Consider the following 22,690-nt stretch of genomic DNA (forward strand, 5'->3'; position numbering starts at 1 on the left):
CATGATCAGCACACGTACCCCAGTGATCGAACTGCGTCGCTTGCATCGTTTCTTCGGTTCCACGAAGGCGGTCAACGATATCTCGTTTGAAGTCTACGCCGGCCAGGTCTTCGGCTACATCGGCCCGAATGGTGCTGGCAAAACGACCAGCATGCGGATTTTGGCCACGCTTGATCTGCCGACCGCTGGTGACGCCCTGGTCGATGGCTACTCGGTGATTAACGATCCCGACCAGGTCCGGCGTCGGCTCGGTTTCATGCCTGATGCCTTCGGCGTCTACTCGAATGTCAATTGCCGCGAGTACCTCGACTTCTTTGCCCGTTCATATGGACTGAAAGGAGACGATCGCCGCAAAGCCCTGCAAGAGACGATGGCCTTCACCGGGCTCGACGTTCTATCCGAGAAACCGATCAGCGGTCTCTCGAAAGGGATGAAGCAGCGACTGTGCCTTGGCCGAGCCATGATCCATAATCCTTCGGTGCTCATCCTGGATGAACCGGCGGCCGGGCTCGATCCGCGGGCTCGTATCGAACTGCGAGAAATGATCGCCCGGTTGGCCCATGCTGGAAAGACGGTGTTAATCAGCTCGCACATCCTGACCGAGTTGGCTGAGATGTGTGACGTGGTTGGCATCATCGAACAAGGCCAACTGCTGGCAACCGGCAGTGTGGCGGATATTCAGCGAGGGCAACGCAGCAATAGCCGCGTTCGGATTCGTGTTCTCGAAAACACGCAGGGGCTGGCCGACTGGCTCACGTCCCGCGAAGTGTACGACGAGATCGTGATCGATGGCGAGCTTCTTCACTTTTCGCACCTCGGTGAACGAGCCGAAGAAGCCGTTCTGCTGAAAGAAATGATCGAGGCAGGCTTTCGCATCGCCGAATTTGGTGCCCGTCACTCGACCCTGGAAGACGTCTTCCTCAACGTAACGAAAGGGCGAGTCCAATGAGCACGGCAGACACTCCGGCTTCCGCTACCACAACTGATACCGATCCCCGCTTGTTGAAGATTGATCGGTGGGTCGAAAATACTAGCGAGTATTTCAATCCGATCCTGGTCAAAGAGACCCGTCAGGCACTCAAGAGCCGCCAGTTTGCGGTCACGTTTGCCTTGGTGCTGGTAACCAGTTGGTTATGGTCGGTGTTTGCGATCTTTATTAACTATCCGCAGATCCTGTATGCTTCGGCAGGCCCACTGCTGCTGGTTGGCTATCTCGATATCTTGCTGTTTCCCCTGGCGGTAATTATCCCGTTCAGCGCTTTTCGATCGCTGGCCGCGGAACGGGAAGATGGCACCTTTGAACTGCTTTCCATCTCGACGCTCAATCCCAGGCAAATCATCTGGGGAAAGCTGATCAGTGCCATCGTGCAGATGATGGTTTACTTCTCCGCGATTGCGCCCTGTATCGCCTTTACGTATCTGCTTCGCGGGATCGACATCATCACGATCGGGTACGCGCTGACAGTCGTGTTTCTGCTGTCGGTGGTGCTGTCGGCATCGGGACTGATGTTGGCTTGCGTTTCTCGGAAACGGCAATGGCAATCGGCGTTATCGGTGATTGTGATCATCTTGTACCTGATCGCATTCATTAGCGCCCTGACAGCCTGCTATGGCCTTATCCTGGAATCGACCGAGTGGCGGGAATACAACCACCCCGATTTCTGGATGGCGACGTTGATGCTCTGGAGCTACTCGTTCAGCATGCTTTTCCTGTTGATCGAACTGGCAGCTGCACAAATCACCTTTGAAAGTGAGAATCGAAGTGCTGGCGTGCGGCGAATGCTGTTGATACAGCACTTCGTGATTCTTGGTTGGATGATCTATTGGTGCCTGAGAGCGCCGCAAGCGAACTTCATCCTGGAAACCTGCGTCATGCTGCTTTGCTTGACCTGGGGCATCGCGGGCATCTTCATGAACGGAGAGTCGACCGTCCTCTCGCCCCGCATCAAGCGAAGCATTCCGCTTTCGGCGGTTGAAAGAGTCTGGACCAATTGGATGCTGCCTGGCCCTGGACGTGGCTATCTGTTCGTAATGACCTGCTTGTTCAACGTTGGTATCGTGTCGATCTTTGTGCTGTTCATCAACAGCCTTCAGGGTCTAAGCTATTCCGATTTCATGAAGTCGACTCGATACACGTACGGCATGCTGCTTTACCCTGCCTGCTATCTTGGACTGGGACGCGTGATGGTGGCGCTAATCTCGAAGTATTTTCGGGTCGACATTTACCTGTCCGCGTTCCTACACTTCTTCCTGCTGCTGGGCGGCATGATGCTTCCTTTGCTCTTCCAGATCATGACGCGCAATGGATACAGCAACTTCCCCCACATCACCAATCCGATGTGGTTCTACTTTCGAGGTTCCAGTAGAGGCACCTTTCTGCTCAGCGACGAAGTTACCCTCGTTCTGATTCTTGGCAGTGTGGGGATGGCTTTCTTCTTCCTGGTCAATCTGGGAATCAGTTCGAAGGAACTCGTTCCGCAGCGAGAGACCAACACCAAGTACCTGCCCGACCAGGCGGTCGACATTCCGCAGACAATCGAAGACGATGCCGATCCATTGGCTTAGCTTTTCGGTTGTAGCGATTATGCAGGTAGACGGCTCCAGTTGCTGCATGCTTCACCAGCCGCGCAGACCAGTACGCCTTATGCCCGACCTATCTTTGCGAGGACCCTAATTTCCTTGTGAAGTCGATGCCCGACCTGCTGCCATGAACCGAAGCTTACTGCCTAATCTCCGATTGCTCGCCACCCTGCCCTTGGCTTGGGCCGTGCTGGGCTGTGGATCGCAGCCAGCGGCCGTGAATGCTGTGGCTCAGCCTTCCGGAAATTTGTCGGCTACGCCTTCAGAGACCGCTCCAACCGAGGCGATCTCGCCGACGGCGGACGCGATTGCGACGTCGGTCGTCACCAACGATCCCCGCCGCCAGATCGTGCCGCGTAACCCTTTTCGTCCCCCAATGGTGACGACGCGCACCGTAGACAGCCAGCTCGAATCAAGGACATCGGACATTCGCCTGCTAGGAACGGCCCGGCGAGATTCCCAGCAGATCGCCCTCTTTGAAACAGGCGGCAAGGTAAGTCATGCCGTCGTCGGAGAGTTCGTCAACGACTGGGAAGTGACCCTGGTTGGCAAAACGGAAGCGACGCTTCGTAAGGGCCTGGAACAGATCACGCTGCGGATTGACTAGCGAACCGCTGGGAATCGCTGGATCAAATGCGACTCGCGAATTGGCATCCTGTTGTTGGGCTGCGGAATCGGTTCTTCGTACGTCATCTCTTGCGGCGGCACGCCTTCAGGTGACAACCCAGGCTGTGGCTGGCGACGTGGATCAGGACCAAACGACGTGGCACGCTTGCCGGGTGGTGGTGGGCTCATTTTCGGCCATGGGAACTCCGACGCCAACGGAATCGCGTCCAGCTTGGTGAAGCTTTCTTCGTACGCATCGGTATGGCGGCAATCGACGCCAGGGCTTGGGCATGGCAGAATCTCGGTCCGAAGGAAAACGACCAACTCGCTTTCACGGACCTCGGTACTGCGATAACGGAACAGCTTGCCGACGTACTTGATATCCTTCAAGTAAGGGATTCCGTTTTCGTTGATGATATCGGCTCGCTGCCGGAGCCCACCAATCACCAGCACCTGGCCGTCGGCGACACGAACGGTTGTCATCGTTTCACGGCGGTCGATAATCGGCTGCGGATTGGCACCATCGCTGTAGCCAGTTAAACGGCTAAACGATGGAGTGACATCCATTTCGATGGTACCGTCGTTCGAGATCCGCGGAGTTACGGTCAGCATCACGCCTGCTTCGCGAAAGGCAGTCGTACCGATGTTACCGCCAGCTGAAGTCTGCGTCAGTTGCTGGTAAGGGATTTCGGTAACGATCTGAATCATTGCCTTCTCTCGGTCGACCACCACTACGTTCGGGTCGGCCAGCAATCGCGAGTCATCCATCTGCCGAACCGCGTTCACGACCGCGGTCAGATCGATGCTACCGTTCAATGTCTGAAAAGTCATTACGCCGGTCGGATCGCCAGCCGCGACAGGAATCGACAAGGCGGAATCAATTCCGAACACATTTTGCGGCACGCCGTTGGCGTCCGGACGACCTTTGAAGATCGTCGACCAGTCGACACCCAATTGCTCGGTATCGTCAAGGTCGATGTCGTAGATCAACGCCGTGATGCGGACCTGTGGTTTCGGCACGTCGACGCGCTGCAGCATCGATTGGATCATTCGCAGGTTCTCAGGCCGATCAATCACGATTACCTGGTTTTCGGTTTCCACGATCGCGGCACGGCCGTCGGCACTGATCAGCGACTGAACCGCTTCCAGAAGGCTCTTCGCGTTGAGGTATTCGGGGCGATAGTTCAACACGTCCGTGATCACTCGGTTGCCTGCCGATGCCCCGGAATTGGCGGCGACTTGATCGATTTGCTGAACCGCGGTGCGAATCATATCGAGGTGGTTGGGGTAGTCGACCACGGCCAGACTGTTCGCCGAGGCGATGGCCTGGATCGATCCGCCGCGCGAGCGAAGCGACTCGAGCGCGGGTATGATTTCAACCGCGTTGGCATGTTTCAAAGGAAACGTCTCGGACCGGAACATGGGGTTCGAAGAACCGAGGTCAGCCAGCGGCACAATCACCAGGCTGTCGCCAACCGGGCGATAGCCATAACCGTTAAGCAGTAGAATCGAATCGAGAATGTCGTACAGTGGTGCATCGCGGAAAGTCCCATTGATGGTTCCTTCCACCTTGCTACCGATGACAACGTTGATATTCCAGACTTCCCCAATCGTCCGCAAAGCGTGCGGGAGGGTCGTTTCCCGGAGGTTCAAATCGCCCCGCTGCCTCAGTGCGGCTTCGATGCGGGGGCTGATGCCTTCCGCCTTAGCGGTGGCTGAATTAAAGAGAGAAAGCAGCAACGACAACAGCAACATCGTCACGCCCGGCAGAAACTTCCCAGGGAAGGATCGCCGCTCGGACGTGCGGTTGTTCATTATGGCGTGTCTTTTGCCATCCTGGCGTCGTGACATTCCGTTGCTTTCGCGTGGTCAGGAACGTTGGAAGGGGTCGGCCCCGGGCAAGCCGGTTACGACTTCAACGCTTCCTCTTTCGTAGGCCGTCGAATTCCAAACAGTTGGAGTGAAACTTCCAGTTGAATCTGATCTCCGTTGGCATCCAGTGCCTTTAAGTTCAACTGCTGTAAATGCATTTGAACATCCAAGGTCTCGAACTTGTCGAGGAAACTCTCGATCTGTTGCATGGTGCCGGTCAGTGTCAGCCGCATTTCGCGAACTTCCAGCCGGAAGTCGGTCTTCTTGCCTCGGTTGGCAGTCGAAACGGTTTGGACCGGGCTGTCTTCCTCGTACCACTGTCGAACCCGAACCGGCCCAACGTCAACACGACGCAGATGGCATTTCGACGAACGAGCAAATTTGACGAGCGTCTCGCGAACTCGGTGTGCAGAATCATCGTCGATGATCCGCTGATGGTGATTCTTCAACTCCTCCTGAATTTCGGCGAACCGAGCCTGGGCAGCTGCCAGTCCATCTCGATCGGTCGTCCCCTGTTTGACCAGGAACTCAACTTCCTCCGATCGTTCTTGTATTGCCGAATATTCATCGGCTGCCGGAATTAGCGTCAGAAGCGCAACAACGAAAGTTACGATTATGCCGATCATCAACGACGATGGATGGCGGATGAGTCGGATCATGGCCGTCTTAAATGCTATCATCGTTCCGACTCTCCAACTCTTCCCAGACGTCAATGTCGCAGTGAATAGTAAACTTGATCGCTGGCCCCGCTTTCGTATTACTTGGAATCGCCCCGTCGACAGTAGCTCGATCGGTGAACGAGAGCCGCTTAAGATGTTCCGCATAAGCGAACACACTTGGCTCGGTGATAGCATTGCCTTCGACGGTAATATCACCGTCACTTCCCAAGGTGATCCCGGTTAGCCAGGTATCTTCCGGAACATGCTGGCCAATATCGCGGACCCAGCTTGCCACAGGCTTTCGAGGCAGCATGGCACTTAGCTTGTTGTGCATCTGTAAGGTTTCCAGTCCGCGAGCCATGACTCCTTGCAGCAAGATTGCCTCGCGATGGACCGGCTCCAGCTCACTCGCCCTAGCTTGCTTCTGCTGCAGCTCCCAGCGCTGTGTGAACAAGTATCCCCAGACGCCTATGGCCAGTACGATTGTCGCCGCCAAAGGAGCGAATACTCGTGCCGCACGCAGCCATAGGTTTTCTTCGTGATCAGATCGAAGGCGTTCGGTCAGGTTAGGCCCCGGCGTGGCGTATTCTCGAAATGTGAGTAAACCTGCACCCGCTGCGGCGTAGTAGGCGACCGGCACAGTTCGAATCAGGTCGGAGACATCATTCCCCGAGATGGCCGTTTCCAAAATCTGGATCGGTAGTTCGACGCGATCGCCAAGCTGCTGACGAATCGCATCGACACGAAACCGTTCGCCTGACAGATAGACCGATCCGATCGAAGCCCGTAGCACACGAGCATGACGTCGGCAGTAACGCTGCAGGCGTTCCAAGTGATGGACCAGAATGTTGGCAATCTCTTCCTGCGTCTTGATACCTGCTGGACGGTAGTCGAGGTAAAGATGCCCCTGGTACGAGATCGCGATCTCGACGCCCGATTGCCCAGGACAAACCAGCAATGCCGGTGCCTGCTTATCGAGTTCCAAAGCCCCCAGCAGACGGCACAGCGAAATCACCGCCGGTTCGACCGATTTGACCTTGAGGTTGAGCGATCGGGTGACTTCCAAAATTGCTTCGATCGTTTGCCGGTGCACCACCGATACGGTCGCGTGTTGATGTTTCGGATCTTGCTGAACAATGCTCCCGGCGACCAGCTTGGGACCATGCCCCAGCGAAAGGTACAAGCTGCTACGCGATTCGATCTCGCGAACTTCGTGCGCGACGATTTCGTTCGTATCGCTCACAACGCGTGTCACGCAAAACTCGCCCGACAACGCGATGGTGACTTCGTCAATGGTTCGCGGCAATTTGCTCAGCAATCGGCGAATGGCTTGCTTGAGTCCGCTCTTCCCTTCTTCGGAAGACAATTTCAGAGAACCATCCTGCCAGTTTTCTTCCAACGGCTCGCATTCCAGAACGTTGCCACCTTCAACGCGATAGGTAACGGCGCGGATCTTCGTGTGCCCGATTTGGAAGGCAAATACAGGTCGCTTGTCGTTCTTCTTTTTCGATGTTGCTGCCATGTTGCTTTTAGCCACTCGTACTGACCGTGCATTCCAAACGTCGTGTCACGTTGCCCGCTTCCCCTTGAGCGGTGACGATCACCTGACCTGGATTTCCATCGGTCGCGGTAACGCTGTATCGATTGCCACTGCCCACGGGCAGTTCAATATTGCTGATCGTGCCTCGCCAATTGATGTCTTCCTCGAGCATCGCGACTGCATGGTGCACTCCAGCTCCGGCCAGGTACTGGGCCTTATCGTAGTCGGCCGTGTTACGATACGCTGCGAACTGAGTTGTCAGCCCGTTGCCCATGCCTGCCAGGATGATCGAAGTGACGACCATCACGATCAGTACCAACAGCAGCGCGAAACCGCCGCGACGCGGCCGCGTTCGTTTGCTTTGATAAGTCATGACCTGGCGCATGGTACTTTCCATGGTTCTTAAAAGGCCCTCACCCATGCGTGGGCCTTTAGCGACCGACTGGCCATCGACCGTTGCGGTAACGCATACGTCACCGTGATCCGAATACACTGCACGGCACTCGGATCGGTCGTTTGTGTGATCCCATCTTGTTCGTATCCAACCAGCGACAACGCGGCGATATGGTTCCCGAGCAGTTGGTCTGCCGTTGTCGTTCCGAAGTAGACGTTCGTCCCGGCATGGTCCCAGATCACTGACGAACCGTTCGGCATGAGCAGCGTCAAACTGCCAGAACTGTCTCCCGCGGCACTGATCGCGGAGACTTCCTGGCATTGGCGAATTTGTCGAACCATATGCCGCAGCACACCCACGGCCGCTTCATGTCGCAAACTGTCGCTGCGATGATCGATCCAGGTGTCGTAGTTCACGCGCATCAGCACCGACACCGCCGTAACGGCCGAGACCAGCAAGCTCATCGCGACGAGCAGTTCTAGCAGGCTAAATCCGCATTTTGTTAGAGTCTGACTAGGCACCATCTTGATAGATCTTCATGCTGGCGAGTTTCGTGGCGAAGGTCACCTCAGGCTCTCCGCTATCTTGCCCGCCATTTCCATTTTCGTCGTTCCATACCGTGACAGTCACCACCATCAGCTGGTCCGCAATTCCTCCGTATGCCGGCGAAGTCGTTCGCGTGGCCATGTACCGCACCGAAGGCAAACCGACATCGGAAAACGTTCCAGCGTACGTTCCTTCCGTGAAGTCAGGAGCGGCCGCCGCTAACTGTTCTTCCAGCTTGCCGACCGCCAACAGGTTCATGTAATTCCATGTTTCCAACTCGTGGCTGGCATGGATCGCTCCGGCCATGAAGTTCATCGCGGGGATAATTGCCAGCGCCATCAGGAATGTGGCAATCACCACTTCCAACAGGCTGTAACCTGGCCGCGACTTTTTCATGATCCCTGACTCCCGGTGCTTCTCGTCCTGATGGTTTCGGAAACCCGACGCCGTGGCAAGAATGCAACGTGCGCATCAGGACTTGTAAGAATAGGTCACCAGAAAACGTCGTCAAAAAGAGGGGAACCGGAACGCGGAAATCGTTCGCTCAAAACTGCTGGAGCAATCCCCATCCGGTGGCGGAAATGACAGTTATCCGCTCCGTGCGATCTGGGCCGGCAAACGTGATTACCGGAGCGACGGTCGCCTCACCCTGGAAGTTGAAGGTGGCGTCGCCGCCGACCTGGGTGATCGTCGTATCCGAAGACAAGGTATGCGGTCCTTCGACAATCGTCGTCGAGCCGCCGTCCCTTTCGATTTGAAAACCTGTGATCGTGCCAGAGGAGGCCAGCATCCGTAGACGATGATTGTCGCCGGTGGCAATCGCGGCCGTTCGGGCCTGGCGAAGGGCCATCAAAATCTGAAATGAATCGCTACCGGCCGCCAGGTTTCCTTTCAGCCCCGGAGAGATCCGAGTCGCGCCGATCGCTGCCAGCAAACCAAGAATGGTCACCACCGCCAGCATCTCGAGCAGGCTATAACCGTGGCGCCGCAACGCAAATGACCGCGTCACAAGTTGTGCGCGGTCATTACTGGTTTGGGTATCGATCGTCATCGGAACCAACTTAGTTGGCGCTCACACGATGCGTGGTGCCGTCGATCGTGTAGCTGAGCGAGCTATCGGTTGGCACGGTCGGCACGCCATCAGGCAGGTAGTCGATACCCAGATCACTCAGGGCACTTGGCCACGAACCGGTGTTGACGTAAAAGCGTTCCACTGCCGCATTCAGCGTGGCAATGTTGTGCTCGTTCACGCGTTGCTTCGCCAAGGCGCTCGAAGTGCTAACACGGGGCACGACGATCGCGGCGATAATCCCGAGGATCACCACCACGGCCAAAAGTTCCAACAACGAGAAACCACGACGGTTTCGATTTAGACTGGCTCGATACATTGTTCCACTGCTGCCTAACGGGTTTATCTGAATGGGGTTTCCGGATACCCTGCCCTGATTCGAGAGATTTCGTACTGTTTTCACTTGCTACGATGTCAGCCATTTAAATCTAGGTCGCCGTTGACGACGTTATCTCTCGACGAGATCTAACATGCCAAACATCGGCATATAAATCGCAAGCAGAATCCCTCCCACCAGAAAAGCCATCAGAATCGTCGTGACTGGTTCCACTACACGTACGAAGCTGTCGGTCTTCCGTTCGATATCCTTCTTCAAGTGATCACGAATTTGACGACTGGCCGGACCCAAGTTGCCGGTTTGCTCGCCCACGATCACCAACTGGCTGACCACCGGAGGAAACAAGTGCTGATGCCGATCCATTTCCCGGCTCAAGCGTTCCCCTCGACGCACAGCTTTTCCCAAAGATCCGATGGCTTCATCGACTGCCAGATTGGATACGACGCCCTGGCACTGCAGCAAGGCATCTGCCAGGTGAAAGCCACTTTGCAGCATCGTTCCCAACGCATCCATGAACTGCAGCATTGCAATATCGACCAACCAGGGACCGATCAGAGGGAGCCGCAGAATATGACTATCCATCGCAATGGCCAGGTTGTGGTTGCGTCGCAACTGACGAACGGCGATGCCGATACCGATCAGCCCTATAAATATGATCCAGCCATACGATGTCAAAAACTGGCCTGTGCTGACCAATACCTGGGTTGGCAATGGTAGCGGAATCTTCGACTTGCGGTAGGTTTCTTCAAACACCGGCAAGATGAACAAGATCATAAAGGCACACACGCCGGTGCCGGCCAGGGTAACAATCGTTGGATAGCTCAGCTTCTTATAGATGCGCGAGCGTAGATCGTTATCCGTTTCCATTTGATCGGCGATGCGGCGAAGTACTTGCGGGACGTTGCCCGAGCGTTCGCCGATGCGGATCTGCTGAATCACAATCTCGTCGAACACGCCCTCTTCGCGAGCGAGAGCCTTCGAGAAACTATCGCCGCGCTCAATCGCCGAATGCAGCGTCTGCAAAAGCGACTTCCCCCAACGCATCGACGATTCGTTCGAGATCGTCAGGATCGCTTTGGGCAGTGTCACGCCGTTTTCCAATAGCGTGGCCAGGTGCGAAAAGACTTCGCCCAGACGTCGCTTGGAAACGCCGCGAGACTTTCGCTTGGGCGTCAATTGAATCGAATGGAGCCAGCGGAATAGCCCCCCGATCCCACCGGTGCTGTTTCGAGTTCGGGCTGCGGTTGCTTTCATGGCTTTTGCTTACCCCATTGTCTTGAAGTAGGCTTCTTCCAGCGTGGTTCGGCCTGCAACGGCCATCTGCACGCCACCACTCAGCAGGTCGGTCATCCCTTCCTGAACGGCCAATTCGCGAAGCTTGCCATGCGGCATTCCCTGGTCAATCGCTTCCGCCATGCGGTGCGTGTTGACCATGATCTCGAACACCGGAACACGACCCTGGTAGCCGCTACCAAGGCACTTATTGCAGCCGCGACCATGATAGAACATCGCATCCGCCGGAATCTTACAACGGCGTGCCACCGTATCGAGCATCGCCTGATTTGGTTTGGCAGGCTCTTTGCAGTGAGGGCAGATCGTTCGTAGCAGACGCTGCGCCACGCTTCCCAGCAGCGAGCCTCCGATGCGGAAATGGTCGATTCCCAAGTCGTTCAAACGAGCGACCGAACCGACGGCATCGTTGGTGTGCAGCGTACTGATCAGCAAGTGCCCCGTCAGCGCGGCTTGCACCGCGGTGGTTGCCGTTTCATGATCACGAATTTCGCCCACCATGATCACGTCGGGGTCTTGTCGCATGATGTATTTCAACGCGTTGGCAAAGCCCAGACCGAACTCGTTGTCGGAGTGAACCTGGGTGATGCCTGGCAAGCGATACTCGACCGGGTCTTCGACCGTCACAATGTTGCGATGCACCTGGTTCAATTCCGAAAGCATCGCGTACAGCGTGGTCGATTTCCCCGAACCGGTGGGCCCGGTCACGACCAGCATGCCGTGCGGTTTGTCGATCAGTTCCTGCAGCCGCTGGCTATCGACACCACTAAAGCCCAACTGGTCCATGCGGAAGACCTTCGAGCTTTCGTCGATCAATCGCATCACCACCTTCTCACCCAACACCGTCGGGATGATGCTCACACGGAAGTTCACGTTCTTGCCACCATCTTCAATGCTGATGTGGCCATCTTGCGGTCGGCGGGTTTCGGTGGTGTCCATGTCTCCCATCACTTTGATACGGGCAATCACCGCCTCTTCAATGTGATTCGGGATGGTCATCACCTGCTGGAGCTGACCATCGACACGGTAACGCACCCGCATTTCCGGTTTGTGCGGTTCCAAGTGAATGTCGCTGGAGCCGGAGTTGATGGCCCCGGAAAGGAGCGACTTCACCAGTCGCACCACAGGAGCCGACTCTTCTTCGTTCAAAGCGGCGATCTTTTCCGCCTCGACGTCGACATCTTCGTGCTGCGCGAGTTCCTGCAGCTTCATGTCGACGATCGTCTGACGGGCGACAATCTTATCGTCGAAGCCGCGATCGAGTGTCTCTTGAATTTCGGCCGAGAAGCCGACGATCGGGTCGATCGGGTAGCCGGTGATCAATTCCGCTTCAGAAATCGTTTCGATATCGTCCGGCGCGGCCATCGCCAGTTGCAGGCGGCGCTGTCGCAAACCAACGGGAACGGTGGTGCGACTACGGGCGAATTCTTCCGGCAGCAAACGCACCAACTGTGGGTTCACTGCTTCGGGAACGATCGTTTCAAAGGGAACTTCAAATTGTTCCGAGAGGGCAGAACCAATCTGCTGACGAGTCACCAGGCCTCGGCGCAGTAGAATAGCCCCCAACATACCCAGTTCAGAACCTTGACTGCGAAGGGCCGCTTCGAGTTGTTCTTGCGTGATATGCCCGCGGGCTACCAAGATGTCGCCAAGACGTCCTGCCATGCTTATTCTCTAGTACTTGCTGGTAAATCAGGTGACCGTTTCCGGCGACAGCAATCGCTCGATCTTATGTTCGAGGACCGCAGGGTCGTACGGAGTCACCAGGTAGTCTTTTGCCCCAGCCTTGAATGCCTTCTGGACCACGTCGAGACTTGGGTCGGTCGAGAAGACCAGAATCGGCGTCTCGTGGGTCTCCTCGCCCAACTGAAGCTGGTTGATCAGTTCCAGCCCCTTCATCCCGGCCAATTCCAGGTCGACAATCACCACGTCCACATGGCTCTCTTCACACAACTCAATGGCATCTTCCGCGGTCTCGACCGTTTGCACGTCAAAACCCAAAAGCTCCAACCGAAACGCAGTGATATCGGCCAGCAGCGGATCGTCTTCAACAACCAGAATGCAGGGATTGCTCTCGCGCATGATCAAATCCTTCTGAAGGAAGCCAAAGGTGTCGCTATTCGACGCACAACCTTAGCTTTCCCTGGAAGGCAAGCAAATCTGCCAAGAGATAAAGGGGACGTGGGCAGTATAGACGTTGCAATCAATGCAACCGGAACATGTCCCCTCGCGGGTTTCCCTAGTACGAAGCGGTCTGTTTGCGCGAGGCGACTTCGACCAGTTCGGGGGTCGGACGCAAGGCAATCAAAGGATAGTCCTTCAGGAAGTAAGGCTCACGAGCTACTTCCGTCAGCATACCACGCAGTTCACTGGGAAGCTCTTCCAGTTTCTCCGGCGTGGTCAACAGAATGGTGTTCGTTCCGTGGGCGAACTCCATTTCCAGATCGGCTGGATCTTCCGGAATGAACTTCACTGGCTGCCGGGCATAATAGACCCAGCTCGCCTCGCTCACACCGAACGAGCAAAGCTGCGCATCGGGCGCGGCCTGTTCGATCTTGGCCAAAAGGTTATCGATCGCCTGATGATTGGAAACACGTTGGGCAATCACGCCGAACAGTCCCAAAACAAAAAGCATCGATGTCATCGCGAACAAGCGAAACGCTTGCTGGTAGTTCTGCTGCGACTTCCGCCACCAGGCCAGACCACCGCCGACAATCAACACCATGCCCAGCAGGGCAACCAGTTCTTCGCCGGGCAGGAACTTCGCTGCCAGAACAGCCAGGCCGGCTACCAGCACAACACCAACGGTTGTCGTAATGCCAAAGGCCAGGTCGAGCCAGCGCGTCGAAACTTCACTCCGTTTCTCGACCATGCGAGCAACATACAACCCCGCCAGCAGCGCCAGACCTGGGTACATCGGCGTGATATAGCTAGGCAACTTGGTCTGGGCGACCGAGAACGCACCGAGCCACACAACAACCCAGCAGCAGCAAAAGATGATCGCAGCTTTCTGCTTCGAGTCGCCTCGCAGTTGCTGACGAACGTCCAGCAGCATTGGCGTGAAAAAGACTGACCAGGGAAAGAACCCGATACAGATCGCCACCAGGTAATAGATCGGCGGCCCCGAGTGCCCTTCGAAGGCGGTCACCGCACGATTCAAGTTGTGCTCGAAGAAGAAGCCTTCGATCCACCGGTAATCTCGCATCGCGACCCAGATATACCAAGGCAAAGCCACCGCCAGACAGGCAACGACTGCCAGGACCGGGCGCATGAACCAGACCGTCTTTAGGAAGTGCAGCGGGTAAAAGGGCCGCAAAAGCGACAGCCCCCACTGGAACCAACTGTGGGTCGGTTCGGCAGGTGCCAGTCGCATGATCAACAGAAACATCCCGATGATTGCCGTCGGCAACACCAGGCCGACCGGGCCCTTCGACAATACGGCCAAGCCCAACGAACCATACAACAGGGCGACCTGCCACCACTGGGTTGGGTAATAAGTTCGCGGCGTTGCCGATTCCCCTTCTTCATTCGTGAAGCTGAAGAACACGTAGGTCCACAAACCAAGCGTCACGAAGAAGATCAACGGCGCGTCTGGAGTCGCCGCGCGTGAAGCCACCGTAAACATCAACGTCGTTGCCAGGCAGATGCCCGACCATAACCCAACCGACGGACTGAATAGCCGTCGTCCGATGTCGTAGGTAAGCAGAGCGGTCAGCGTTCCGAGGACGGCCGAGAAGAAACGAGCACTGAACTCGCTGATCCCGAACATCGAGTATGCCGAGATCATCAGCCAATACAGCATGACCGGCTTGTGCGTACGAAGCTCGTCGTTGAAACGAGGAACGACCCAGTCCGCGGCTTCGATCATTTCAATCGCGCAGCCGGCGTTGCGAGGTTCGTCACGATCCCACAACTTCGGTCCACCGAGATTGAAAAAGAAAACGATCAAACAGAGACCGACCAGCAGTCCCCAGTTTTGATTCACGCCGAACATGACAGCATTCCTTTGCTTGCACGCGATACAGGCTCAGGAGTTTAGCGGAACAGGGCAGGTTCCTCCAATGGCAGTTCGCAACCCCGTGAATGCCATTGGTCAAACGAGTCGAAAGAGTTAAGTTGGCGATTGCACGTTGTTTAACTTCCATCGGACTAACTGGATATGGTGAATACGGACCACGTGGAACGGGAATCTGCCGCTTCCATTTCGGACAGCCCACTCCCCTCCCCTGCGATCAATTCGCCAGCGACGATTGAAGATAAAGAACGTCGCTTCTCACCTCGCTTCTTTCTGGTACTCTCCGGAATCCTGGCAATTTGCGGCATATTGAGCTTCTTCATCGATCATTCGGTCAGCGGCCAACTGGCGGCCCCCCCGCACGAGTTCCGTTTCATCGGTGGCGATTTGAAGAAGCTGATTGCCCTGTCCGAGATCTTCGGGCATGGCACCGGTGTGATCATGGTGGTCCTGGCAGTTTTCGCCCTCGATCTCGAGAATCGCTGGCGAGTCGGCATCCTCCTGGGAACCGCCTTCGGAGCTGGGCTGACGGCCAATGTCTGCAAGTTCTTCGGTGTAGCTCGCTATCGCCCCCATGCTTTCGATTTTTCTCGCCCCATAGGGGACAGTTTTTATCAGTGGTTTCCCTTTCTTAACTGGTTTAACCAAGAGGAACTTCGCCAGGCGGCTTATCAAAGCTTTCCTTCGGGGCACTCCGCAACAGCAGCAGGCTTGTGCGTGGGGCTTTGCTTTTTGTATCCCCACGCCCGGTGGTACTTCCTGCTGGTCGCTGGGCTTGCCTGCTTTCAGCGGGTGGTCTTCCGCATGCACTTCCCCAGCGACGTCTGCCTGGGCGCGGCGTTGGGCTTGTTGATTGCGACGTTTCTGCTGACGTACGGAAGGCTGCCGGAACTGGTCGGCTGGCTCGAACAAAAGATCAAGACGCGTCGATCGAAACAGGCACCGGCCTAACCTCGATTCGTCTGCCAATCGTTGGCCAAACGACGTGAGATCTGTCAGACTCAGGGGAATCTCTTTTATGGATTGCTCAAGGAGTCTTCGATGTCGGCATGGCTTTGCCTGATCGCAGTGGTTACTGCACCACCCACAATGCCAGAACCTGCCACCACGAACGTGACCGCGCTGGAATCTATTGAGGAACAGCCACCGCTGAAACCTCACGAGATCCGCAGCGCTATCCGAGTGGCCCTACGCGATGAAGCGACCAGCGAGTCGTTTGACACCCGGCGTGACGCGATCGTGCGGATTTGCGCTCTATATGCCGAGATGATGCTGAACGAAGAGTTCGCTGAATTCGAGCAAGAGAAATGGCAAGCCAAGCTGAGTTCTCGCCTGAGATCGGTTCGCGACGACCTCGAAAAACTGCCGAAAACTTCGACTCCGTCGAACTACGTCTCGGACAGTTCCGAGAGCGAGTCATCCACCGGTGCGGCCGGCGGCGGTGCGATTGACGAGCCAGGGGCGACCGAGTTGATCGACTTGATCACCACGACCATCGATCCGGAAACTTGGGACATTCATGGCGGCCAGGGAAGCATTTTCTACTTCAGCAACTACCGGGTTTTGGTGGTTCGGCAGACGCAAGATGTGCATCAGAAACTGGGCGGCATCTTGCCGAAGCTGAAGCCATAAAAAAAGCCTGCTGACCAGCAGCAGGCTTTTCGTGTGTTGCGTACGACCGGGTAACGATCGCTTACTTGGCGATGTCCAGCAGTTCGATGTCGAACACCAGAACGGCATTCGGTGGAATGCCTGGACGACCCTGTGGGCCGTAAGCCAGTTCGGAAGGAATGACCAGCTTCCACTTGCCCCCCACCTTCATCATTTGCAGCGCCTCGGTCCACCCTTCGATGACACCATTGACGGGGAAGGTTGCTGGCTTGCCGCGTTTGTACGAGCTATCGAACTCGGTACCGTCGATCAGCGTGCCTTTGTAATGGCAAACCACCGAGTCGGTCAGCTTTGGCGTCGCACCGGTACCTGGGGTCAGCACTTCGTACTGCAGGCCGCTGTCGGTCTTCTTCACGCCTTGCTTCTTGGCGTTCTCAGCTAGAAAGGCTTGACCTTCCTTTGCGGATTCTTCCATCTTCTTCATCATCTTGGCCTGAACCAAGGTCTGGAAGGCCTGCAAAGCTTCGCCGATCTGTTCTTCGGTCAGCTTCGATTCAGCACCGCTCAAACCATCACGGAATCCAGCGACCAGAGCTTCGATATCGAAGGGAACATCAGGATTGGCAACTTCGTTCGCAATATTGCGACCAATCGCGTAGGAAGCCTTCTGTTCGGTCGTCTCCAATTTTGTCTCCTGGGCAAATGCCGCGTGAGCGACCAGCACCATCGCGATGGCACTAAGTGAACGAAACATGAATTTCCTTTCGGGCTATAGGTGGGATCCCGGGACGGGCAGTCTCGATGACCATTTCACCGAGCCATTTGGGCAATTATCGGGGTTTTCCCCAGTTGGGGAAAGAGAGGGGAACGAAAAACGCTAGTTGTTGGCCTTCAACCATTGGGTGGCAAACCGCTCCGCTGCCGAGCGGTTTGGGAAGACTTGAACGGCAGCCTGGGCACTTTGTTGGTGGGCGGCGTCTAGTTTTCGGATCTGTTCCTGCTGCCAGCGACTGGCTAGTTCTTGGTTGTGAAAGACGTTGGCCGTGCCGAAGGTTCGGTTGTTGATATTTACACGCACCGATGCGACCAAATGCGGGAACTCCTTCAAAGGATGGTCGTACGGCTGCGACTTCAGGTGAGACACCAGGCTCCGTTCGATCTCGGCCAGGTCCTCGCCAAAGTACTCTTGGAACACCTCCGAGTTGGACGTCACCTTGCCGTTGTCGCCACGTTCGATCGCCCCTTCCAGCGGCCGCAGCTCGCTGACCTTTTTCATGAACTTGTCGAACTCCAACTTCCGCCGAGTCGCCAGATAGTGGGTCAACGCCCAGGCCGAGGCATACCCGGTCGAGGTCAAGCTGCTGGCTCCGACCGTATCGTCGACCATGGTGCCGTCCGCCTGGTCGGCGTCTTTCGCCTTCAGGTAAGACTCCAGCTCGAACATCCGCATATCATTGATGTCGCCGGCCCCTTTCCATCGCATTCGCTTGCCGAAATCGGTCGGAGCGTAATACTCGGCGATTCCTTCCGAGATCCACATCGGCCAACGCGACAGACGCTGCTGCACCCCAATATTGTGCAGAATCTGGTGGGCACCTTCGTGCGAGATCGTCGAGATCGCTTGGCGATAGTAAAGCTCCCATTTGAAGGGCGTTTGCATCGGCTTTTCGTACATGACGACATGGTTTTCGAGGATGTCGTAGTACGCGACCACGCCGTCAGGCAGTTGGGCGAAGTCCTTGTATTCCCGCTCGGTCTCAAACATCAGCACCACCAGCGGTACGTCAGGCTCGTGGACGTCGATTTTCTGCCGCTTGGCATGGGCCATCACGCCTGGCAGCATCGACTCCATGATTCGCATGGTCCCCTGGGCGAACTCGTTCGAGGTGTTGTAGACGAAGATGAAGTGCCGCGAGGTGAAGGTCTTGAAACCAGGGTGCTCGGTTTGCAGCTTCTTTTCGAGCTGTTTCCGATCCATCCCCTCGAAGGTCGCGTCGGTCTTTTTGACTTCGTTGATCGGCCGCGTGACCAGGCGACCGTCGGGCTGCTCGATCACCAGGCTCCTGTCGATGGCGACCTGAATGCGGCCAACCGCTTTTTCCCCTTCTTCGGTGCGGAACTCGACATTGCCGGTCACGTTATAGAGGACCAGCCCCGGTTTGATATCGAGCCCGAAGGCCCGGGGGTCCGGGACCGTAACACGTGTTTGTGCCGATACCGCTTGGGCCCCACTAGTCACAATGAACCAGGCAAGACCGAGCCAGATGCAGGGGCGACGCTGCAGCATGCTTGTTTTCCCTCGAGATTGGATCCGAAAGCGAGAAGAGGAGAAGGCTGGTGCGTGAAATTTAGTCACGAAAAGGCGTGACTGCCCCTCCATTGTCGTGACACCTGCCATTGCAGCAAGCAATTTTCACGAACAACCCGAATCTCTGAGCTGGAAATCCAAAAAGTTTCCCGAATTCTGACACTTGGGGCGATTAGTGGGGTTTAAGTTAGATTGAGAGACCTCTTCCAAGCGTATGCCATCGCGCAGACGACCAATTCTGGGTCTCGCGGAATGAACATAACTTATTGAATCGCAGCATCTTATGCACACGATGTTTTCTAGCTTTCAACGTCCGTTTCAGGTACTTGCCCATGTGGTGCTGGTTGCCGGTCTCGGAATTTTGCCCCTAATGAGTTCGGCCCATGGTGCAGACCCGACATTTGTGGGGTCCTTGGCCGTAGCCCTGGAAGACGATGCCGTAGCCCAGCTTCAGTTGAGCGATGAAGTCCTCATGAAGCTAAAGACCTTGGCTTACGAGCGGGAAAAGAACGCGCTCGACATGGCCTTGGAGCTGAAAGGGGCTTCAGCGGAAGAAAAGCAGCAGAAGCTGGACGCTTATGTCGCCGAGTCGGAACGGCTGACGATGGAACTGCTGACCGAAGATCAGCAGGCCATGCTGAAGAAGCTGGAAATGAAGAAGGCGGGGATGACCGCCATTCTGGAACCAACCGTTGCCGGTCAGTTGAATCTGGCCGATTGGCAAAAGGCCGAACTGGCCCAGGTCTTGAAGGCTACCCAAGCGGCCGGTGCTGGCGAACGCGAGAAGAGCGAATTTGAACGCTTCGCCAATCGCCTGCTGAGCCCATCGCAGCGAGCCAAGTGGGAAGAACTGGCGGGTATCACCAACAATCCAGAAACGATCCCTGCCGATCAGGTTGTTCCTCCAAACCGTGACGGACCACAAGCACCTGCTATCGCCGCTTCCGGCGAAATGGGTCCAGCCGCACCAGGCATGCCTGCCGTTTCGCCATCGGACGCCGTTGCCGGCACCGCTGGTGCCCCTGGCATGATGGGTGGCAACACCATGAAGTTCAGCTTCCGCTACCAGCCATGGGGCGATGTCCTCGATTGGTTCGCCGAGCAAGCCGACTTGTCGCTGGTGATGGACGCTCCACCTGCAGGCACCTTTAACTACACCGACGGCAAAGCATACACGCCAGCCGAAGCGATCGACCTGCTCAACAGCATCCTGCTGACCAAGGGGTATACCCTGGTTCGCCGCGAAAAGATGTTAATCGTGGTCAACCTGGAAGATGGCATCCCGCCAAATTTGGTCACTACCGTCTCCATGGAAGAACTCGACGACCGCGGCAAGTTCGAGCTGGTCAGCGTGCTGTTCAGCCTGAAGAAGATGACCGCCTCGGAAGCGGAAGCGGAAATCACCAAGCTGATCGGTCCCCAAGGAGCCGTCGTTGCTCTGTCGCAGTCGAACCAGGTCTTCGTTACCGAAACGGCCGGTCGCCTGCGTACCATTCGCGACATGATCCAGGCCGTCGAAAACCCATTCGGCAGCGACGTGACCGTGGTCGACACCCAGAACCTGCTGGCCGACGAAATCTTGACGATCGTTCGCCAACTGATGGGGATGGAAGAAGGCTCGAACACTGCCGCCGATGGCTCGATTCGTTTCGCCACCGACACGATCGGTACCAAGATCTTCCTGACCGGGAAGAAAGACACCGTCGACAAGGTTCAGAAACTGATCGCTCAGGTCGACGTTCCAGGCGGTGGCCTGGGTGGTTCGCCTGGCGACCAGCTTCAACTGGAAGTCTATCCGCTGGGCACCCTGGAACCTGCCACCACGCTGCAAGTCATGCAGACGCTGCTAGCCGGCAACCCAGACGTTCGCCTTGCCATCGACGAGAACACCGGCAACCTGATCACGCTGGCTCGTGGCGACGAACATGCCACCGTCAAAGCAACCCTTTCGCAGATGCAGCGTGACTCGAAGCAGGTCGAAGTGATTCAACTGATCACCGTCGATCCGCAGATGGCCGTCCTTTCGATCAACAAGCTGTTTGGTGGTGCTGGCGAAAAGCCGAACCCAAACGCACCGATCATAGATGCCGACCCGCTCACTTCGCAGTTGTTGGTCCGAGGCACCGGTGAACAAGTTCGTCAGATCAAAGATCTGCTGATGAAGATGGGCGAAGATCCTGATGCTGCTTTGGCGAGCCGCGGCGATCGGGGCAATATCCGCTCGATCCCATTGTCCGGCACCGCTGCGGAACGCGTTCTCAACGAACTCGAAATGCTTTGGCCAACGGTCAGCACGAGCCGTATCCGCGTGGTGCGTCCTTCGGCTCAGCCAGCCGTTCGTGGCCTGCCACCAAACATGCCAGCCGATAGCCCGAACACGACCGGCTCGACCTACGACGAGGCAGAAGCTCCTCGCCTGCCATTCAACTCCGAAGCACGCTCTTCCCAGAAGAGCGTCTTTCAGTTTGTGGACTATCAGGAAGGTGACGCCGCGGAAGAGGAAGCCACAACGCGTCGTGCTCCGATGATCACGGCCGCCCAGGCCCCGACCACCGCGAGTGCCAAGCTTCCATCCATGACCATTCCAGCCACCCCGGCCCCGACGGGTGACCCTCTGGCTAAGAAGCCTGGCGAGATCACCGTGATGATGGGCCCGAACGGCTTGATCATCGCTTCGGAAGATCAAGAAGCCCTCGACAAATTGGAAGCCCTGATCGAAACGCTCAGCTCGCGATACTCGTCGTCGGCAGAGTACTCGGTTTATTACCTTCGCTATGTGAAGGCAGACGTCGCCGCTTCAATGCTGCAAAGTATCCTGACCGGCGTTGCCCCAAGCGACGATGGCGGTGGTTCGCTGATGGGCGACATCGCTTCCGAAATGCTCGGTGGTGGTGGCGGCCTGATGGGTTCGCTGATGGGTCTTGGCGGAAGCAGCTCCAGCACTTCGCTCTCAGGCGGATCGCTGAGCATCATTCCAGACATGCGATTGAATGCCCTGGTGGTTCAAGCCGGCATCGAAGACCTCGACAAGATCGACCAGTTGCTGAAGATCATCGATCAACCGCACAGCCCGGAACAAGTCGAAACCAAACGCACCCCACGCATGATTCCGGTTCTGTATACCAGTGCCCAGGAAATTGCGAACATCGTGCAGACCGTTTACTCCGACCGCATCGCTGCCAGTGGCCAAGGTCAGCAACAGCGTCAGCCTTCGCCGGAAGACTTCATCCGTGCCCTGCGTGGCGGCGGGCGAGGTGGTCGCGATGGTGGCGGCAACGGAGGCGGAGCCCAGAGCGAACCAGAAAAGATGACAATCGGCGTCGATACTCGCAGCAACTCGCTGGTGGTCTCGGCCCCAGACCCACTGTTCGAGGAAGTCAAATCGCTGGTCGAAGAACTCGATCAAGCGGGCGACGACACCAACCAGACGATGCAGGTCGTCAAGGTTCGCAGCTCGAATCCAGAAGCGATCCAGAAGGCATTGTCTTCGCTGACCGGCCAGCCGGTGACGGTCAATTCGCAGACGGCGAACGCCAGCAGCAACAACTCGAGCAGTTCCAACAATTCGTCGCAACCTCAGCCCAACGCGGATGAAATGCGTCAGCGTATGGAAATGTTCCAGCGTATTCGCCAGCAGATGCAAAGTGGTGGCGGCGGTGCCCCAGGCGGCGGTCGCGGCGGCAGCACCGGTGGCGGCAGCACCGGTGGTGGTGGCCGCGGTGGTAACACCGGAGGCGGCGGTCGCGGTGGCTTTGGTGGCGGCGGCTTCGGCGGCGGTGGTGGTGGCCGAGGCGGTCGCTAAACACCTTCAGCAATTCACCGTTGTTTGAAATTCACTTTTGAAGGGACTGCGTGGGCCAGGC

General features: G+C 56.6%; 20 protein-coding genes. 6 read left to right on the forward strand and 14 right to left on the reverse strand.

The genetic code is table 11. The features are described 5' to 3' along the window. The first annotated feature begins 1 nt into the window (after position 1). The 3 genes from AB1L30_RS24365 (at position 2) to AB1L30_RS24375 (ending at position 3,187) form a co-directional block, all read left to right on the forward strand. Positions 2-949, forward strand: a complete 948-nt coding sequence (locus AB1L30_RS24365) for an ABC transporter ATP-binding protein (protein WP_367016873.1) — start codon at positions 2-4, stop codon at positions 947-949. Further along, positions 946-2,565 (forward strand): hypothetical protein, encoded by a 1,620-nt coding sequence (locus AB1L30_RS24370; RefSeq protein ID WP_367016875.1) that lies wholly within the window; start codon positions 946-948, stop codon positions 2,563-2,565. The genes AB1L30_RS24365 and AB1L30_RS24370 overlap by 4 nt, the downstream gene beginning before the upstream one ends. A 142-nt stretch (positions 2,566-2,707) precedes the next feature. Beyond that, complete coding sequence (locus AB1L30_RS24375) at positions 2,708-3,187, forward strand: hypothetical protein (RefSeq protein WP_367016877.1); 480 nt, start codon at positions 2,708-2,710, stop codon at positions 3,185-3,187. On the opposite strand, the gene AB1L30_RS24380 is transcribed toward AB1L30_RS24375, so the two are convergent. The 12 genes from AB1L30_RS24380 to AB1L30_RS24435 all read right to left on the reverse strand — a co-directional run bounded on the left by AB1L30_RS24380 (position 3,184) and on the right by AB1L30_RS24435 (position 14,887). Then, positions 3,184-5,001, reverse strand: a complete 1,818-nt coding sequence (locus AB1L30_RS24380) for a secretin N-terminal domain-containing protein (protein ID WP_367016879.1) — start codon at positions 4,999-5,001, stop codon at positions 3,184-3,186. The two genes, AB1L30_RS24375 and AB1L30_RS24380, sit on opposite strands and share 4 nt — an antisense overlap. A 92-nt stretch (positions 5,002-5,093) precedes the next feature. Then, positions 5,094-5,738: a hypothetical protein gene (locus tag AB1L30_RS24385; RefSeq protein ID WP_367016880.1), complete on the reverse strand. Its 645-nt coding sequence runs from the start codon at positions 5,736-5,738 to the stop codon at positions 5,094-5,096. Then, positions 5,725-7,239, reverse strand: a complete 1,515-nt coding sequence (locus tag AB1L30_RS24390; protein WP_367016881.1) for a PilN domain-containing protein — start codon at positions 7,237-7,239, stop codon at positions 5,725-5,727. Before AB1L30_RS24390 ends, AB1L30_RS24385 begins: the two co-directional genes overlap by 14 nt. 7 nt (positions 7,240-7,246) lie before the next feature. Then, positions 7,247-7,654 carry a hypothetical protein gene (locus AB1L30_RS24395; RefSeq protein ID WP_367016883.1) on the reverse strand — a complete coding sequence of 136 codons (408 nt, stop codon included), beginning with the start codon at positions 7,652-7,654 and terminating at the stop codon, positions 7,247-7,249. A 5-nt stretch (positions 7,655-7,659) separates the two neighbouring features. After that, entirely contained in the window at positions 7,660-8,175 is a 516-nt protein-coding gene (locus AB1L30_RS24400; protein WP_367016885.1) for a prepilin-type N-terminal cleavage/methylation domain-containing protein, read from the reverse strand. Continuing rightward, positions 8,165-8,593 carry a hypothetical protein gene (locus AB1L30_RS24405; RefSeq protein ID WP_367016886.1) on the reverse strand — a complete coding sequence of 143 codons (429 nt, stop codon included), beginning with the start codon at positions 8,591-8,593 and terminating at the stop codon, positions 8,165-8,167. The genes AB1L30_RS24400 and AB1L30_RS24405 overlap by 11 nt, the downstream gene beginning before the upstream one ends. Positions 8,594-8,741: 148 nt before the next feature. Beyond that, the gene (locus AB1L30_RS24410; protein ID WP_367016887.1) at positions 8,742-9,248 is read right to left on the reverse strand and encodes a prepilin-type N-terminal cleavage/methylation domain-containing protein; all 507 of its coding nucleotides are present in this window, start codon (positions 9,246-9,248) and stop codon (positions 8,742-8,744) included. A gap of 10 nt (positions 9,249-9,258) precedes the next feature. Next, positions 9,259-9,585, reverse strand: a complete 327-nt coding sequence (locus AB1L30_RS24415; RefSeq protein WP_367016888.1) for a prepilin-type N-terminal cleavage/methylation domain-containing protein — start codon at positions 9,583-9,585, stop codon at positions 9,259-9,261. Positions 9,586-9,714: 129 nt separating this feature from the next. Next, entirely contained in the window at positions 9,715-10,857 is a 1,143-nt protein-coding gene (locus AB1L30_RS24420) for a type II secretion system F family protein (protein WP_367016890.1), read from the reverse strand. A 9-nt stretch (positions 10,858-10,866) separates the two neighbouring features. Beyond that, positions 10,867-12,558, reverse strand: coding sequence for an ATPase, T2SS/T4P/T4SS family (locus tag AB1L30_RS24425; protein ID WP_367016892.1), 1,692 nt, complete (start codon positions 12,556-12,558; stop codon positions 10,867-10,869). Between the two features lie 27 nt (positions 12,559-12,585). Further along, the gene (locus tag AB1L30_RS24430; protein WP_367016894.1) at positions 12,586-12,975 is read right to left on the reverse strand and encodes a response regulator; all 390 of its coding nucleotides are present in this window, start codon (positions 12,973-12,975) and stop codon (positions 12,586-12,588) included. Between the two features lie 157 nt (positions 12,976-13,132). After that, positions 13,133-14,887: a glycosyltransferase family 39 protein gene (locus tag AB1L30_RS24435; protein WP_367016896.1), complete on the reverse strand. Its 1,755-nt coding sequence runs from the start codon at positions 14,885-14,887 to the stop codon at positions 13,133-13,135. Positions 14,888-15,052: 165 nt separating this feature from the next. Between AB1L30_RS24435 and AB1L30_RS24440 the strand changes: the two genes are divergently transcribed. Both AB1L30_RS24440 and AB1L30_RS24445 read left to right on the forward strand, forming a co-directional pair. Next, a complete protein-coding gene (locus AB1L30_RS24440; RefSeq protein ID WP_367016898.1) occupies positions 15,053-15,859 on the forward strand; it encodes a phosphatase PAP2 family protein in 807 nt (268 codons plus the stop codon). Between the two features lie 90 nt (positions 15,860-15,949). Then, positions 15,950-16,540, forward strand: a complete 591-nt coding sequence (locus AB1L30_RS24445) for a hypothetical protein (RefSeq protein WP_367016900.1) — start codon at positions 15,950-15,952, stop codon at positions 16,538-16,540. Positions 16,541-16,601: 61 nt separating this feature from the next. Here AB1L30_RS24445 and AB1L30_RS24450 read toward each other — a convergent pair whose 3' ends face one another. Together AB1L30_RS24450 and AB1L30_RS24455 are read right to left on the reverse strand one after the other, a co-directional pair. Next, complete coding sequence (locus tag AB1L30_RS24450) at positions 16,602-17,246, reverse strand: FKBP-type peptidyl-prolyl cis-trans isomerase (RefSeq protein WP_367017878.1); 645 nt, start codon at positions 17,244-17,246, stop codon at positions 16,602-16,604. Positions 17,247-17,396: 150 nt separating this feature from the next. Then, the gene (locus AB1L30_RS24455; protein ID WP_367016902.1) at positions 17,397-18,806 is read right to left on the reverse strand and encodes a DUF1570 domain-containing protein; all 1,410 of its coding nucleotides are present in this window, start codon (positions 18,804-18,806) and stop codon (positions 17,397-17,399) included. Positions 18,807-19,197: 391 nt separating this feature from the next. On the opposite strand from AB1L30_RS24455, the gene AB1L30_RS24460 reads away from it, so the two are divergent. Continuing rightward, positions 19,198-22,629 (forward strand): secretin N-terminal domain-containing protein, encoded by a 3,432-nt coding sequence (locus AB1L30_RS24460; RefSeq protein ID WP_367016903.1) that lies wholly within the window; start codon positions 19,198-19,200, stop codon positions 22,627-22,629. The last annotated feature ends 61 nt before the right edge of the window (positions 22,630-22,690 follow it).

It is taken from the genome of Bremerella sp. JC817 (assembly GCF_040718835.1).
In the GTDB taxonomy this organism is placed as follows: domain Bacteria; phylum Planctomycetota; class Planctomycetia; order Pirellulales; family Pirellulaceae; genus Bremerella.

Excerpts from the sequence above, each read along its gene's own strand:
- AB1L30_RS24365 (WP_367016873.1), top strand. The coding sequence starts at position 2 with ATGATCAGCACACGTACCCCAGTGATCGAACTGCGTCGCTTGCATCGT.
- AB1L30_RS24370 (WP_367016875.1), top strand. The coding sequence starts at position 946 with ATGAGCACGGCAGACACTCCGGCTTCCGCTACCACAACTGATACCGAT.
- AB1L30_RS24375 (WP_367016877.1), top strand. The coding sequence starts at position 2,708 with ATGAACCGAAGCTTACTGCCTAATCTCCGATTGCTCGCCACCCTGCCC.
- AB1L30_RS24380 (WP_367016879.1), bottom strand. The coding sequence starts at position 5,001 with ATGAACAACCGCACGTCCGAGCGGCGATCCTTCCCTGGGAAGTTTCTG.
- AB1L30_RS24385 (WP_367016880.1), bottom strand. The coding sequence starts at position 5,738 with ATGATAGCATTTAAGACGGCCATGATCCGACTCATCCGCCATCCATCG.
- AB1L30_RS24390 (WP_367016881.1), bottom strand. The coding sequence starts at position 7,239 with ATGGCAGCAACATCGAAAAAGAAGAACGACAAGCGACCTGTATTTGCC.
- AB1L30_RS24395 (WP_367016883.1), bottom strand. The coding sequence starts at position 7,654 with ATGGAAAGTACCATGCGCCAGGTCATGACTTATCAAAGCAAACGAACG.
- AB1L30_RS24400 (WP_367016885.1), bottom strand. The coding sequence starts at position 8,175 with ATGGTGCCTAGTCAGACTCTAACAAAATGCGGATTTAGCCTGCTAGAA.
- AB1L30_RS24405 (WP_367016886.1), bottom strand. The coding sequence starts at position 8,593 with ATGAAAAAGTCGCGGCCAGGTTACAGCCTGTTGGAAGTGGTGATTGCC.
- AB1L30_RS24410 (WP_367016887.1), bottom strand. The coding sequence starts at position 9,248 with ATGACGATCGATACCCAAACCAGTAATGACCGCGCACAACTTGTGACG.
- AB1L30_RS24415 (WP_367016888.1), bottom strand. The coding sequence starts at position 9,585 with ATGTATCGAGCCAGTCTAAATCGAAACCGTCGTGGTTTCTCGTTGTTG.
- AB1L30_RS24420 (WP_367016890.1), bottom strand. The coding sequence starts at position 10,857 with ATGAAAGCAACCGCAGCCCGAACTCGAAACAGCACCGGTGGGATCGGG.
- AB1L30_RS24425 (WP_367016892.1), bottom strand. The coding sequence starts at position 12,558 with ATGGCAGGACGTCTTGGCGACATCTTGGTAGCCCGCGGGCATATCACG.
- AB1L30_RS24430 (WP_367016894.1), bottom strand. The coding sequence starts at position 12,975 with ATGCGCGAGAGCAATCCCTGCATTCTGGTTGTTGAAGACGATCCGCTG.
- AB1L30_RS24435 (WP_367016896.1), bottom strand. The coding sequence starts at position 14,887 with ATGTTCGGCGTGAATCAAAACTGGGGACTGCTGGTCGGTCTCTGTTTG.
- AB1L30_RS24440 (WP_367016898.1), top strand. The coding sequence starts at position 15,053 with ATGGTGAATACGGACCACGTGGAACGGGAATCTGCCGCTTCCATTTCG.
- AB1L30_RS24445 (WP_367016900.1), top strand. The coding sequence starts at position 15,950 with ATGTCGGCATGGCTTTGCCTGATCGCAGTGGTTACTGCACCACCCACA.
- AB1L30_RS24450 (WP_367017878.1), bottom strand. The coding sequence starts at position 17,246 with ATGGTGCTGGTCGCTCACGCGGCATTTGCCCAGGAGACAAAATTGGAG.
- AB1L30_RS24455 (WP_367016902.1), bottom strand. The coding sequence starts at position 18,806 with ATGCTGCAGCGTCGCCCCTGCATCTGGCTCGGTCTTGCCTGGTTCATT.
- AB1L30_RS24460 (WP_367016903.1), top strand. The coding sequence starts at position 19,198 with ATGAGTTCGGCCCATGGTGCAGACCCGACATTTGTGGGGTCCTTGGCC.